10 protein-coding genes are annotated in these 14,425 nt (G+C 69.8%); all 10 read left to right on the top strand.

Annotated features, from left to right (window positions below; genetic code table 11):
- Positions 1–123 precede the first annotated feature (123 nt).
- The 10 genes from ACZ7G3_RS05950 (at position 124) to ACZ7G3_RS05905 (ending at position 14,239) form a co-directional block, all read left to right on the top strand.
- Positions 124–2,775 carry a valine--tRNA ligase gene (locus ACZ7G3_RS05950; RefSeq protein WP_470923482.1) on the top strand — a complete coding sequence of 884 codons (2,652 nt, stop codon included), beginning with the start codon at positions 124–126 and terminating at the stop codon, positions 2,773–2,775.
- A 217-nt stretch (positions 2,776–2,992) separates the two neighbouring features.
- Positions 2,993–4,504 (top strand): bifunctional tetrahydrofolate synthase/dihydrofolate synthase, encoded by a 1,512-nt coding sequence (gene folC / locus ACZ7G3_RS05945; RefSeq protein WP_470923480.1) that lies wholly within the window; start codon positions 2,993–2,995, stop codon positions 4,502–4,504.
- Positions 4,505–4,509: 5 nt separating this feature from the next.
- Positions 4,510–4,866, top strand: coding sequence for a DUF4233 domain-containing protein (locus ACZ7G3_RS05940; protein ID WP_426517218.1), 357 nt, complete (start codon positions 4,510–4,512; stop codon positions 4,864–4,866).
- A gap of 104 nt (positions 4,867–4,970) precedes the next feature.
- On the top strand, positions 4,971–5,384 hold the full coding sequence (gene ndk / locus ACZ7G3_RS05935; protein ID WP_470923478.1) for a nucleoside-diphosphate kinase: 414 nt from the start codon (positions 4,971–4,973) through the stop codon (positions 5,382–5,384).
- 319 nt (positions 5,385–5,703) lie between these two features.
- Complete coding sequence (locus tag ACZ7G3_RS05930; protein ID WP_398130593.1) at positions 5,704–6,723, top strand: rod shape-determining protein; 1,020 nt, start codon at positions 5,704–5,706, stop codon at positions 6,721–6,723.
- Between the two features lie 163 nt (positions 6,724–6,886).
- Positions 6,887–7,897 (top strand): rod shape-determining protein MreC, encoded by a 1,011-nt coding sequence (gene mreC, locus ACZ7G3_RS05925; RefSeq protein ID WP_470923477.1) that lies wholly within the window; start codon positions 6,887–6,889, stop codon positions 7,895–7,897.
- Between the two features lie 13 nt (positions 7,898–7,910).
- Positions 7,911–8,582 (top strand): rod shape-determining protein MreD, encoded by a 672-nt coding sequence (gene mreD / locus ACZ7G3_RS05920; RefSeq protein ID WP_426600485.1) that lies wholly within the window; start codon positions 7,911–7,913, stop codon positions 8,580–8,582.
- Positions 8,583–8,702: 120 nt separating this feature from the next.
- Positions 8,703–11,009: a penicillin-binding protein 2 gene (gene mrdA, locus ACZ7G3_RS05915; protein ID WP_470923475.1), complete on the top strand. Its 2,307-nt coding sequence runs from the start codon at positions 8,703–8,705 to the stop codon at positions 11,007–11,009.
- Positions 11,006–12,205: a rod shape-determining protein RodA gene (gene rodA, locus ACZ7G3_RS05910; RefSeq protein ID WP_470923473.1), complete on the top strand. Its 1,200-nt coding sequence runs from the start codon at positions 11,006–11,008 to the stop codon at positions 12,203–12,205. Before mrdA ends, rodA begins: the two co-directional genes overlap by 4 nt.
- A gap of 93 nt (positions 12,206–12,298) precedes the next feature.
- The gene (locus ACZ7G3_RS05905) at positions 12,299–14,239 is read left to right on the top strand and encodes a TIGR03960 family B12-binding radical SAM protein (RefSeq protein WP_426600482.1); all 1,941 of its coding nucleotides are present in this window, start codon (positions 12,299–12,301) and stop codon (positions 14,237–14,239) included.
- Positions 14,240–14,425: the final 186 nt, after the last annotated feature.

Here is a 14,425-nt window from a genome sequence, read left to right as displayed (position 1 = left end):
CCAGATGCTTATGTGATGCTGACATCCTGACCCAGACCTGGCGTGCGCAGGTCACCGGGGGCCGCACCGTTACAAACGAAACGAGTTTCGGGACAGGGTCGTGACGCCCTTAAACTGACCCCCGTGACCGAGAACTCTCAGCAGCCGCAGCCAGCACCCGCCACCGAACTGCCGACCCAGTACGCGCCGGCCGAGGTAGAGGGGCAGCTGTACGAGCGCTGGGTGGAACGGGGTTACTTCGAGGCGGACGCGGACAGCGACAAGCCGCCGTACACCGTCGTCATCCCGCCGCCGAACGTCACCGGCAGCCTGCACCTCGGGCACGCCTTCGAGCACACGCTCATCGACGCGCTGACCCGCCGCAAGCGCATGCAGGGCTTCGAGACGCTCTGGCAGCCCGGCATGGACCACGCCGGCATCGCCACGCAGAACGTCGTCGAGCGGGAACTGGCCAAGGAGGGCAAGTCCCGGCACGACCTCGGCCGCGAGGCGTTCGTCGAGCGCGTCTGGCAGTGGAAGGGCGAGTCCGGCGGGCAGATCAGCGGCCAGATGCGCCGCCTGGGAGACGGCGTCGCCTGGTCGCGTGAGCGCTTCACCATGGACGAGGGCCTGTCCCAGGCCGTCCAGACCATCTTCAAGCGGCTCTACGACGACGAGCTGATCTACCGCGCCGAGCGCATCATCAACTGGTGCCCCCGCTGCCTGACCGCGATCTCCGACATCGAGGTCGAGTACCAGGACGACGACGGCGAGCTCGTCTCCATGAAGTACGGCGACGGGGACGAGACGATCGTCGTCGCCACCACCCGTGCCGAGACGATGCTCGGTGACACCGCCGTCGCCGTCCACCCCGAGGACGAGCGGTACAAGCACCTGGTCGGCAAGCTGATCAAGCTGCCGCTGACCGACCGTTCCATCCCGGTCGTCGCCGACGAGCACGTCGATCCCGAGTTCGGCACCGGCGCCGTCAAGGTGACGCCCGCCCACGACCCGAACGACTTCGAGATCGGCCGGCGCCACGACCTGCCCGCCATCGCGGTCATGGACGAGCACGCGATCATCACCGCCCACGGCCCCTTCCAGGGCCTGGACCGGCTGGAGGCGCGTTCCGCCATCGTCGCCGCGCTGCGTGCCGAGGGCCGGATCGTCGCCGAGAAGCGGCCGTACGTCCACTCCGTCGGCCACTGCTCGCGCTGCAAGACCACCGTCGAGCCGCGCCTGTCCATGCAGTGGTGGGTCAAGGTCGGCCCGCTGGCCAAGGCCGCCGGCGACGCGGTCCGCGACGGCAAGGTCAAGATCCACCCGCAGGAGATGGAGAAGCGGTACTTCGACTGGGTCGACAACCTCCACGACTGGTGCATCTCGCGCCAGCTGTGGTGGGGCCACCGCATCCCCGTCTGGTACGGCCCCGAGGGCGAGGTCGTCTGCGTCGGCCCCGACGAGGAGCCGCCGAGCGGCGAGGGCTGGCACCAGGACGCCGACGTCCTGGACACCTGGTTCTCGTCGGGCCTGTGGCCGTTCTCCACGCTGGGCTGGCCGGAGCAGACCGACTCGCTCGCGAAGTTCTACCCGAACTCCGTCCTGGTCACCGGCTACGACATCCTCTTCTTCTGGGTCGCCCGGATGATGATGTTCGGCCTCTACGCGATGGACGGCACCCCGCCGTTCCACACCATCGCCCTGCACGGCATGGTCCGTGACCAGAACGGCAAGAAGATGTCCAAGTCGTTCGGGAACGTCGTGAACCCGCTGGACTGGATGGACAAGTACGGCTCCGACGCGCTCCGCTTCACCCTCGCGCGCGGCGCCAACCCGGGCGTCGACGTCCCGATCGGCGAGGACTGGGTCCAGGGCTCCCGCAACTTCGCCAACAAGATCTGGAACGCCACCCGCTTCGCGCTGATGAACGGCGCGACGGTCGAGGGCCCGCTGCCCGAGGCGTCGAGGATGTCCTCGACCGACCGCTGGATCCTCTCCCGCCTGAACTCGGTGGTCGCCGAGGTCGACGCGTACTACGAGGACTACCAGTTCGCGAAGCTGTCCGACGCCCTGTTCCACTTCGCCTGGGACGAGGTCTTCGACTGGTACGTCGAGATGTCCAAGACGACGTTCCAGGCGGGCGGCGAGCCCGCCGAGGTCAGCAAGCGCGTCCTCGGAGAGGTCCTCGACGTCACGCTGCGGCTGCTGCACCCGGTCGTCCCGTTCGTCACCGAGACGCTGTGGACCACGCTCACGGGCGGCGAGTCGCTCGTCATCGCCGACTGGCCGGCCGCTGTGTCCGTTCCTGGGGCTGACGCCCCGGGCGGCTTCCGGGACGCCGGCGCCGAGCGGGAGATCGAGACCGTCCAGTCCGTCGTCACCGAGGTCCGCCGCTTCCGCGCCGACCAGGGCCTCCAGCCCGGCCAGCGGGTCCCGGCCCGGCTGACCCTCGACGGCACCGCGCTCGCGGCGCACGAGGCGGCCGTCCGGCAGCTGCTGCGCCTCCAGCCGGAGGGCGACGCCTTCACGGCCACGGCGACCCTGCCGGTCGCGGGGGTCGAGGTCGCCCTCGACCTCTCCGGTGTGATCGATGTCGAGGCGGAGCGCAAGCGCCTCGCCAAGGACCTCGCCGCCGCCGAGAAGGAGAAGGCGCAGGCGGGCGCCAAGCTGGGCAACGAGGCGTTCCTCGCCAAGGCTCCGGACCACGTCGTGGACAAGATCCGGGGCCGGCTGGCCAAGGCCGACGACGACATCGCGCGGCTCCAGGCGCAGCTGGAGAAGCTGCCGCAGGCGTAATCGCCGGCACGTGGACGAAGGCTCCCGGTGCCCCCTGTGGGTGCCGGGAGCCTTCGCGTACCCGGGGGAGCGGGGCCGTACCGGTGTGCGGTTCAGCCGTGTGGGCGGGCGCCCCACGACTCAGCCGCGTGGGCGTCCGCGGCCCGCGGCGGCCCGCGGACGTACGACGGGCAAGCCACCCGCGACCTTTGGCGGCGCCCCTCCGTAGACTGGTCCCGTGAGCGACAACCCCGGCGAGAACCAGCCCGACCCTCTCGAATCCTTCGACGAGATCATCGACGCGGAGACGACCCGCGACCCCGACCTCGCCGTGATCGAGGCCGGCAGCCGCACCCTCCGCACCCAGGGCGGCCCCCCGCAGGCCGACGTGCCCGCGCGCCCCGAGGACCCCGAGGTGGACAAGGCCCTGCGCGAGGTGGAGGCGGAGCTCGCCACCCGCTGGGGCGAGACCAAGCTGGAGCCGTCCGTCGCCCGCATCGCCGCGCTGATGGACGTGCTGGGCGACCCGCAGCGGTCGTACCCGTCCATCCACATCACCGGGACCAACGGCAAGACCACCACCGCCCGCATGATCGAGGCGCTGCTCGGCGCCTTCGACCTGCGCACCGGGCGGTACACCTCGCCGCACGTGCAGTCGGTCACCGAGCGCATCAGCCTGGACGGCGCCGCGATCTCCGCCGAGCGGTTCATCGAGACGTACGAGGACATCAAGCCGTACGTCGAGATGGTCGACGCGCAGCAGGACTACCGGCTGTCCTTCTTCGAGGTACTGACCGGCATGGCCTACGCCGCCTTCGCCGACGCGCCCGTCGACGTGGCCGTCGTCGAGGTCGGCATGGGCGGCTCCTGGGACGCCACCAACGTCATCGACGGGGACGTCGCCGTCGTCACCCCCATCGACCTGGACCACACCGACCGGCTCGGCGAGACGCCCGGCGCGATCGCGGCCGAGAAGGCCGGCATCGTCAAGCAGGACGCCACGGTGATCCTGGCCCAGCAGCCGGTGGACGCGGCGCAGGTGCTGCTGAAGAAGGCCGTGGACGTCAACGCCACCGTGGCGCGCGAGGGGCTGGAGTTCGGGGTCGTCGCCCGGCAGGTCGCCGTCGGCGGGCAGCTGATGACCCTGCGCGGGCTCGGCGGCGAGTACACCGAGGTCTACCTGCCGCTGCACGGCGCCCACCAGGCGCACAACGCGGCCGTGGCGCTGGCCGCCGTGGAGGCGTTCTTCGGCGTCGGGGCGCAGCGTCCCGGGCCGCTGGACATCGACACCGTGCGCAAGGCCTTCGCCGCCGTCGCCTCGCCGGGGCGGATGGAGGTGGTGCGGCGCTCGCCGACCGTGGTGCTGGACGCCGCGCACAATCCGGCCGGGGCCCGCGTCACCGCGGAGGCGGTCGGGGAGGCGTTCCAGTTCAGCCGGCTCATCGGTGTGGTCGGCGCGAGCGGCGACAAGGACGTGCGGGGGCTGCTGGAGGCCTTCGAGCCGGTCTTCGCCGAGGTCGTCGTCACCCAGAACTCCAGCCACCGCGCGATGGACGCGGACGAGCTGGCGTCCGTCGCCGTGGAGGTGTTCGGCGAGGACCGCGTCCAGGTCGAGCCGCGGCTGCCGGACGCCCTGGAGGCCGCGATCACGCTGGCCGAGGAGGAGGGCGAGTTCGCGGGCGGCGGTGTGCTCGTCACCGGTTCCGTCATCACCGTCGGCGAGGCCCGACTGCTCCTCGGGAGGGGCTGAGAAACGTGCGTACGCTCTGCGCTTCGACTCTGATCGGCGAGGTCTTCGTGATCGGCTTCGCCGGACTGGTCGCCATGAAGGACCCGGACCTGTCCATGGGGACGGTGTGGACGGTCAGCGGCATCGCGATGTTCCTGTGCGTGGCGCTGTGCGGCGTGGTCACCCGGCCGGGCGGCGTCGCCTTCGGCTGGGCCCTGCAGATCGCACTGATCGCCTCCGGGTTCGTCGTGCCGACCATGTTCTTCCTGGGGGCGGTCTTCGCCGCCCTGTGGTGGGCGTCCGTGCACTACGGGCGGAAGATCGACGAAGCGAAGGCGAGGTTCGCGGCCCAGGCGGACGCCGCGGCGCCCGACGCCGCCTGACGCTGCGTGACGGGCGCCGCGACACGCCCGGTAACCTCAGTCATCACTTCGTACCACCGCACGTTCGCACGCCCGTGCGAACGCACCTCTCCAAGGAGCCCGTCGTGACCCAGCGCAGCCTCGTCCTCCTCAAGCCCGACGCCGTCCGTCGCGGCCTGACCGGCGAGATCATCAGCCGTATCGAGCGCAAGGCCGGCTGGCAGATCACCGCGCTGGAACTGCGCACTCTGGACGCCGAGACGCTGGAGCAGCACTACGGCGAGCACAAGGGCAAGCCCTTCTACGAGCCGCTGGTCGAGTTCATGGCGTCCGGCCCGGTCGTCGCCATGGTCGTCGAGGGGGAGCGGGTCATCGAGGGCTTGCGCGCGCTGGCCGGCCCGACCGACCCGATCGCCGCCGCCCCCGGCTCCATCCGCGGGGACTTCGGCGTGATCGTGCGGGAGAACCTGATCCACGCCTCCGACTCCGAGGAGTCCGCCGAGCGCGAGCTGAAGATCTTCTTCCCGGGCCGGGTCTGAGTCCCTTCCCGGACACGCCGGACACGGCTTTTTTCTGACGCGACGTCAGTCGAATGGCCCGCAGCAGACCGGGGCGGTCGCGTAAAAGCGACCGCCCTGTGGCATATGCGCGCCTGTTCGGGGGAACTGATGCCTCCGTTGGCCCGTCTCCACAAGCGAGGCGATGCGCCATCTGCTGACAATGGCGAAGACCCTCGCGCAGTGTTCGCGAAAGCGCGTCTACGATGGAAGCCTCCACGCGTCACTGCACCCACCTCGCCTACCTGAAAAGCCCTCAAAAGCTCATGGGAAGGCCAGTCGAATCCTGATGGGGAACTCAATGTCGTTCATCGGCCGTGACATGGCTGTCGACCTCGGGACCGCCAACACGCTGGTGTACGTCAGGGGTCGCGGGATCGTACTCAACGAGCCGTCCGTCGTCGCGATCAACACCAACACCGGTGGCATCCTCGCGGTCGGCGCCGAAGCGAAGAAGATGATCGGGCGCACGCCCGGCAACATCGTTGCCGTACGCCCGCTGAAGGACGGCGTCATCGCCGACTTCGAGATCACCGAGCGGATGCTCCGCTACTTCATCCTGAAGATCCACAAGCGGCGTTATCTGGCTCGCCCGCGGGTCGTCGTCTGTGTGCCCTCGGGCATCACCGGCGTCGAGCGCCGCGCCGTCATCGAGGCGTCGTCCCAGGCCGGCGCCCGTCAGGTGCACATCATCGAGGAGCCCATGGCCGCGGCCATCGGCTCCGGCCTGCCGGTCCACGAGGCCACGGGCAACATGGTGGTGGACATCGGCGGCGGTACCACGGAGGTCGCGGTCATCTCGCTCGGCGGCATCGTCACCGCCCAGTCCATCCGCGTCGCGGGTGACGAGCTGGACAACGCGATCATCCAGCACGTGAAGAAGGAGTACAGCCTTCTGCTGGGCGAGCGCACGGCCGAGCAGATCAAGATCACGGTCGGCTCGGCGTACGACCTCGACACCGACGAGCACACCGAAATCCGCGGCAGGGACCTCGTCTCCGGGCTGCCCAAGACCGTCGTCATCTCCGCCGCCGAAGTACGCAAGGCGATCGAGGAGCCGGTCAACGCGATCGTCGACGCCGTCAAGACGACCCTCGACAAGTGTCCGCCGGAGCTGTCCGGCGACATCATGGACCGGGGCATCGTCCTGACCGGCGGCGGCGCGCTGCTGCGCGGGCTCGACGAGCGGCTGCGCCGGGAGACCGGAATGCCGATCCACATCGCCGAGGACCCGCTGGACAGCGTGGCGCTCGGCTCCGGCAAGTGCGTCGAGGAGTTCGACGCGCTCCAGCAGGTGCTGGACGCCCAGCCCCGCAGATGACGTGACCCCTCGGTTCCGCCGTACGAGACGAACTCCTCTCGTACGGCGGATCGTTGATATAGAGGTGCGGTACCGCGCATGTACCTCGGGTACCGAATCGCCTGAATTCCTGAACACCGCCACGTAATTCCCGAATTCGACGAGGAAGGCACGGCCGCCGCACGTGAGGGACACGAAAGAGAGCCGGCTGCTCCTGGTGCTGCTGATCGCCATCGCGTTCGCACTGATCACGGTGGACATCCGCGGCGGGGAGGACTCACCGGTCGACGGTGCCCGGCAGGCCGCGGCCACCGTCTTCGGCCCGATCGAGAACGGGGTGTCGTCCGCGGTCGACCCGGTGGGCAACGCCATCACGGCGATCCGTGAATCCGGCGACCGGCACGACCGCCTTTCCGAACTGGAGACGCAGAACGCGGCCCTGGAGGCGAAGCTCGGCAGCGACGAGCGCGGCCGCAGCCGCCTGAAGCAGTTCGACAAGATGCTCGGGCTCGCCGGCGCCGGCCAGTACGGCATCAAGGGCGCCCAGGTCATCGCCATAGGAGCGGCGCAGGGCTTCTCCTGGACCATCACCATCGACGCCGGCGCGGGCGACGGCATCAAGCGCGACATGACGGTCCTCAACGGCGACGGCCTCGTCGGCCGCGTCACCACCGTCGGCCCGAACACCGCCACCGTGCTGCTCGCCAACGACCCCGACTTCACCGTCGGCACCCGGATGGAGGGCAGCGACGAACTCGGCTTCGCCTCCGGCCAGGGCGGCCGCCCCCTGCGCGTCGAACTCCTCAACGGCAAGGCCGACGTCAAGAAGGGCGACCGCCTGGTCACCTTCGGCTCCCAGGCCGACAAGCCGTTCGTGCCCGGCGTGCCCGTCGGCGTCGTCTCCCGCGTCGACCCCTCCGGCGGCGACCTGACCCGCACCCTCGACGTCACACCGTTCGTCAGCTTCACCAAGCTCGACATCGTCGGCGTCGTCGTCCAGGCCCCGCAGAAGGACCCGCGGGACACGGTGCTCCCGGACAAGCCCAAGCCGGAACCCAGGCCGACCGTGACGGTGACCGTCACTCCGTCCGCCGGGGCCCCCGTCGACGGCCAGTCGCAGGACGAGCAGGACGAGCAGGACGGGCAGACCCAGCAGGACGGGCAGACCGAGCAGAACCAGCAGACCGAGCAGTAGGAGCTTTCACCCCATGCGCGTCAACCGGATCCTGCTGTCCGTCTCCCTCGTCGTCGTCGCCCTGGTCATCCAGGTGAGCGTCCTCGCCCGCCTCCACCTGCCCGGCGCCGTCCCCGACCTGCTGCTCCTCACCGTCCTCGGCCTCGCCCTGGTCTACGGCCACGTCGGCGGCGCCCTCGTCGGCTTCGGCGCCGGACTCCTCGCCGACCTCGCCCCGCCCGCCGACCACGCCGCCGGCCGATACGCCCTCGTACTCTGCGTCATCGGCTACCTCGCCGGGCTCGCCAAACCGGAGAACGGCCGGCTCAGGTCGGCCACCGGCCCCATGGCCGTCGTGGTCGTCGCCGCCCTCGGCACCACCCTGCTCTACGCCGGCGTGGGCGCCCTCGTCGGCGACACCGCCGCCCGCCATGTCGGCCTGCCCGGCCTGCTGTTCACGGCCGCCCTGTACGACCTGCTGCTCGCGCCCTTCGTCGTCCCCGGCATCATGGCCCTGGCCCGACGCGCCGAGAACGACCCGCTCGCCGAGACCAACTCCGCGGGCCAGAAGACCGACATCGCCTCCGGCTGGCTCTCCGGCGGCACCGGACTGCGCATCGGCAGCCAGCGCAACGGACTGCGGGCCAAGGCGGCGCGGGCGCGGGTCGCCCGGGCCGGACGCATCAAGGGGGTCAAGCGGCTGTGACGACGACCTCCCGGCCGTACGACCGCCTCGACACGTACACCCACTGAACGGGGGAGGCAGCCGCAGTGACCGACCCCCGCCCGTCGCCCACCACCACCCTCAACGGAATGGGCTGCTCCCATGAGTAACATTCCGGAGACCGGCCGCAGCACACGCGTCCAGACCCGGCTCGTCGTCATCCAGATCCTCGTCCTCTCCCTCCTCGCCACCCTCGGCGGCCGGCTCTGGTACCTCCAGATCCGCCAGGGCGACGAGTACGCCGAGGAGGCCTCCGGCAACCACGTCCAGCAGGTCGTCCAGCCCGCGACCCGCGGCTCGATCCTGGACGCCCGCGGCGTGGCCCTCGCCGACAACGAGACCCGCCTCGTCGTCTCCGCCTCCCGCACCGACCTGCTGAAGATGAAGGACGACGGCAAGGCCGTCCTCACCAAGCTCGCCGGCGTCCTCGGCATGCAGCCCAAAGAAGTCATGGACAAGGTCCGGCTGTGCGACGCCGAAACCCCCCAGCCCTGCTGGAACGGCTCGCCCTACCAGCCGATCCCCGTCACCGACGAGGCCACCCCCAAGCAGGCCCTCCAGATCCGCGAGCGCGCCGAGGACTTCCCCGGCATCACCGCCGAACCCGAGGCGCTGCGCCGCTACGCCGGCCCCGGCGGGTCCAACACCGCACAGGTCCTCGGCTACCTCTCACCGGTCACCGACGAGGAGATCCAGAAGGCCCAGGACACCGACTCGCCCTTCCTGCGCTCGGACCAGGTCGGCCGCTCCGGCCTGGAACGCCAGTACGACAAGGCGCTGCGCGGCAAGGCCGGCGTCACCCGCTACGAGGTCGACAACCTCGGCCGGGTCATCGGCGAGGCCGAGTCCGACCCCGGCGTGCCCGGCTCCAACCTCGTCACCAGCATCGACGCCCGCGTCCAGCGGGTCGCCGAGTACGAGCTGAACGCGGCGATGAAGGAAGCCCGCAAGGTCTACGACGACAACACCGGCGAGAACTACAAGGCCGACGCCGGCGCCGTCGTCGTGATGGAGGCCAAGACCGGCCGCGTCGTCGCCATGGCCTCCAACCCCGCGTACGACCCCAACGCCTGGGTCGGCGGAATCTCCGCCGCCGACTACAAGAAGCTCACCGGCAAGGACTCCCGCTACCCGCTGCTCAACCGGGCCACCCAGGGCCAGGCGGCCCCCGGCTCCATCTTCAAGGTGATCTCCACGTCCGCCGCCGTGGACGCCGGCTACGACTTCGACGGCGGCTACGACTGCTCCAGCTCCTACTCCGTCGGCGGCCAGGTCTTCAAGAACTACGAGTCCGCCAGCTACGGCTCGATCGACCTCGGCCGCGCCCTGGAACTCTCCTGCGACACCGTCTACTACCGCCTGGCCCACCAGGAGTGGAAGAAGGACGGCGGCATGAAGCCGAAGAACCCCGACGACTACTTCTACAAGGCCGCCCACGACTTCGGCCTCGGCAAGAAGACCGGCATCGACCTCCCCAACGAGGTCACCGGCCGCGTCCCCGACCGCCAGTGGAAGCAGGAGTACTGGGAGGCCAACAAGGACGCCTGGTGCAAGTCCGGCAAGAAGGGCGGCTCCTACGTCGAGCAGATCGCGTACGAGAACTGCCTCGAGGGCAACCAGATGCGCGCCGGTGACGCCATCAACTACTCCATCGGACAGGGCGACACCCTCGTCACCCCCATCCAGATGGCCACCATCTACGCGGCCATCTCCAACGGCGGCACCATGTACGACCCGAGCATCGGCAAGGCGATCATCAGCCCCGACGGCAAGGAGATCCGCCCGATCGAGCCCAAGGCCCACGGCAAGCTGCCGATAAGCAGGACCACGCTCGCCAAGATGGACGACGCCCTCGAAGGCGTCGCCACCCGCGGCACCGCCGCCTGGCGGTTCGCCCAGGACGGCTGGCCGCAGGACAAGATCCCGATGCACGCCAAGACCGGCACGGCCGAGGTCTACGGCAAGCAGACCACCTCCTGGTTCGCCACCTACACCGACGAGTACGCGATCGTCATGACGATCTCCCAGGGAGGTACCGGCTCGGGCGCCTCCGGTCCCGCCGTCCGTAACATCTACGACGCGCTGTACGGCGTCTCGGACGACGGGGAGGTCGACAGCAGGAAGGGGCTGCTGCCCGAACCGCAGGCGAAGCTGCCGACGATCAAGGCGGACGGGACCATCCCCGCACCGAAGATCCCCAAGGACGTGATCAAGGACCTCCTCCCCAAGGAGAAGGCCTCCCCGGAGGACGAGTACGCCCCCGTCGACGGACAGGAACAGGGAGCGACGCCACCGGCACAGAACGGCGACAACCGCGACACGCGCCGCCACCGACGACGCGGCGGGGGCCGTCGCGGCAGCGGAAGCCGCGGGGCGGCCAGAAGCGGAAGCCGGAGGACACGCGCATGACCGGTTCCAACAGCTTCCAGGTCTCCGGCTACGGACCCGAGAAAGCCGGCTGGACCCGGCTGCTCGCCCGGGACTCGATGGCACGCCGGCTCGACTGGCCGATACTGCTGGCCGCCGTCGCGCTCTCGCTGATGGGCTCCCTGCTCGTCTACTCCGCGACCCGCAACCGCACCGAGCTCAACCAGGGCGACCCGTACTACTTCCTGACCCGGCACCTGCTGAACACCGGCATCGGGCTCGCCCTGATGATCGCCACCGTCTGGCTCGGCCACCGCACCCTGCGCACCGCCGTGCCGGTCCTGTACGGCTTCTCCGTGTTCCTGATCCTGCTGGTGCTCACCCCGCTCGGCTCGACCATCAACGGCGCCCACTCCTGGATCAAACTCCCCGGCGGCTTCTCCCTGCAGCCCTCGGAGTTCGTGAAGATCACGATCATCCTCGGCATGGCGATGCTGCTGGCCGCACGCGTCGACGCGGGGGACCGGTCCCACCCGGACCACCGGACCGTCCTCCAGGCCCTGGGCCTGGCCGTCGTGCCGATGCTGATCGTGATGCTCATGCCCGACCTCGGGTCGGTCATGGTCATGGTCATCATCGTGCTGGGCGTGCTGCTCGCCTCCGGCGCCTCCAACCGCTGGGTGTTCGGACTGCTCGGCGCGGGAACCGCCGGCGCGCTCGCCGTCTGGCAGCTCGGCATCCTCGACGACTACCAGATCGCCCGCTTCGCCGCCTTCGCCAACCCGGAACTCGACCCCGCGGGCGTCGGCTACAACACCAACCAGGCACGCATCGCGATCGGCTCCGGCGGCCTGACCGGCTCCGGCCTCTTCCACGGCTCCCAGACCACCGGCCAGTTCGTCCCGGAGCAGCAGACCGACTTCGTCTTCACCGTCGCCGGAGAAGAACTGGGCTTCCTCGGCGCGGGCCTGATCATCGCCCTGCTCGGCGTGGTCCTGTGGCGCGCCTGCAGGATCGCCCGCGAGACCACCGACCTGTACGGCACGGTCGTCGCCGCCGGCATCGTCGCCTGGTTCGCCTTCCAGACCTTCGAGAACATCGGCATGACCCTCGGCATCATGCCGGTCACCGGCCTCCCCCTGCCCTTCGTGTCGTACGGCGGCTCCTCCATGTTCGCCGTGTGGATAGCGGTGGGCCTGCTCCAGTCGATCACGGTGCAGAGACCGATGTCGGCGTAAGGCAGGGCACCGGCCGCCCGAGCGGTACGGGGGACCGCCCGCGCCGGGTTAGGCTGGATGGTCCCCCTTGTCAGCACACGAAGGTTCCGTGAGATGCCTGCCGAAGCCGCCGAGTCTGTGTCTTCCGTGTTTCCGCAGCTCGAAGCGCTGCTCCCGCATGTGCAGAAGCCGATCCAGTACGTCGGCGGAGAGCTCAACTCCACGGTCAAGGACTGGGAATCCTGCGACGTCCGCTGGGCCCTGATGTACCCCGACGCGTACGAGGTCGGTCTGCCCAACCAAGGCGTCATGATCCTCTACGAGGTCCTCAACGAGCAGGAGGGCGTCCTCGCCGAGCGCACCTACAGCGTGTGGCCGGACCTGGAGGCGCTGATGCGGGAACACACCGTCCCGCAGTTCACGGTCGACAGCCACCGCCCGGTGAAGGCCTTCGACGTGTTCGGCCTCTCCTTCTCCACCGAGCTCGGCTACACGAACATGCTGACCGCCCTGGACCTGGCCGGCATCCCGCTGGAGTCCAAGGACCGCGGCATCGACGACCCGGTCGTCCTGGCCGGCGGACACGCGGCCTTCAACCCCGAACCGATCGCCGACTTCATCGACTGCGCCGTCATCGGCGACGGCGAGCAGGCCGTCCTGGAGATCACCGCGATCATCCGCGCCTGGAAGGCCGAGGGCCGCCCCGGCGGCCGCGAGGAGCTCCTCCTCCGCCTCGCCAAGACCGGCGGGGTCTACGTCCCCGGCTTCTACGACGTCGAGTACCTCCCCGACGGCCGTATCGCCCGCGTCGTCCCCAACCGCTCGGGCGTCCCGTGGCGCGTCTCCAAGCACACCGTCATGGACCTCGACGAGTGGCCCTACCCCAAGCAGCCCCTCGTCCCCCTCGCCGAGACGGTCCACGAGCGCATGTCGGTGGAGATCTTCCGCGGCTGCACCCGCGGCTGCCGCTTCTGCCAGGCCGGCATGATCACCCGCCCGGTCCGCGAGCGCTCCATCACCGGCATCGGCGAGATGGTCGAGAAGGGCCTGAAGGCGACCGGCTTCGAGGAGGTCGGCCTGCTGTCGTTGTCCTCCGCGGACCACTCGGAGATCGCCGACGTCGCCAAGGGCCTCGCGGACCGGTACGAGGAGGACAAGATCGGCCTGTCCCTCCCCTCCACCCGCGTCGACGCCTTCAACATCGACCTCGCCAACGAGCTGACCCGCAACGGCCGCCGCTCCGGCCTGACCTTCGCCCCCGAGGGCGGCTCCGAGCGCATCCGCAAGGTCATCAACAAGATGGTCTCGGAAGAGGACCTGATCCGCACCGTCGCCACCGCGTACGGCAACGGCTGGCGCCAGGTGAAGCTGTACTTCATGTGCGGCCTCCCCACCGAGACCGACGACGACGTCCTCCAGATCGCCGACATGGCCACCCGCGTCATCGCCAAGGGCCGCGAGGTCTCCGGCTCGGGCGACATCCGCTGCACGGTCTCCATCGGCGGCTTCGTCCCCAAGCCCCACACCCCCTTCCAGTGGTCCCCGCAGCTCTCCGCCGAGGAGACGGACGCCCGGCTGCAGAAGCTCCGCGACAAGATCCGCGGCGACAAGAAGTACGGCCGCTCCATCGGCTTCCGCTACCACGACGGCAAGCCCGGCATCGTCGAGGGCCTCCTCTCCCGCGGCGACCGCCGCATCGGCGCCGTCATCCGCGCCGTCTACGACGACGGCGGCCGCTTCGACGGCTGGCGCGAGCACTTCTCGTACGACCGCTGGATGGCCTGCGCCGACAAGGCACTGGAGCCGTTCGGCGTCGACGTCGACTGGTACACCACCCGCGAGCGGGGCTACGAGGAGGTCCTCCCCTGGGACCACCTCGACTCCGGCCTCGACAAGGAGTGGCTCTGGGAGGACTGGCAGGACGCCCTCGACGAGACCGAGGTCGAGGACTGCCGCTGGACGCCGTGCTTCGACTGCGGCGTGTGCCCGGCCATGCAGACCGAGATCCAGGTGGGTCCGACCGGCAAGAAGCTGCTGCCGCTGACGGTCAAGTAGCCGGCTGAGCGGGGGACCGTGCGGCGCGGGTGACGTGGCGTGGTGCCGTACGTCACATTCGGTGTGTGACGTACGGTCAGTTTGCCTGGGATGGACCGGTGGACGAGATCACGTAGATGATCTTAGATGTCCGAAGTTGCGGTGGCGCCTACGTGACTTCCGGGTGTCCGGGGGCCGCCGGCGGGC

The organism is Streptomyces sp. NPDC037271 (assembly GCF_055603605.1).
Note: the sequence above shows the minus strand (reverse complement) of the source record. Positions and strands in the feature narration are given on the sequence as shown.

Excerpts from the sequence above, each read along its gene's own strand:
- ACZ7G3_RS05930 (WP_398130593.1), top strand. The coding sequence starts at position 5,704 with ATGTCGTTCATCGGCCGTGACATGGCTGTCGACCTCGGGACCGCCAAC.
- rodA (WP_470923473.1), top strand. The coding sequence starts at position 11,006 with ATGACCGGTTCCAACAGCTTCCAGGTCTCCGGCTACGGACCCGAGAAA.
- mrdA (WP_470923475.1), top strand. The coding sequence starts at position 8,703 with ATGAGTAACATTCCGGAGACCGGCCGCAGCACACGCGTCCAGACCCGG.
- ACZ7G3_RS05905 (WP_426600482.1), top strand. The coding sequence starts at position 12,299 with ATGCCTGCCGAAGCCGCCGAGTCTGTGTCTTCCGTGTTTCCGCAGCTC.
- mreD (WP_426600485.1), top strand. The coding sequence starts at position 7,911 with ATGCGCGTCAACCGGATCCTGCTGTCCGTCTCCCTCGTCGTCGTCGCC.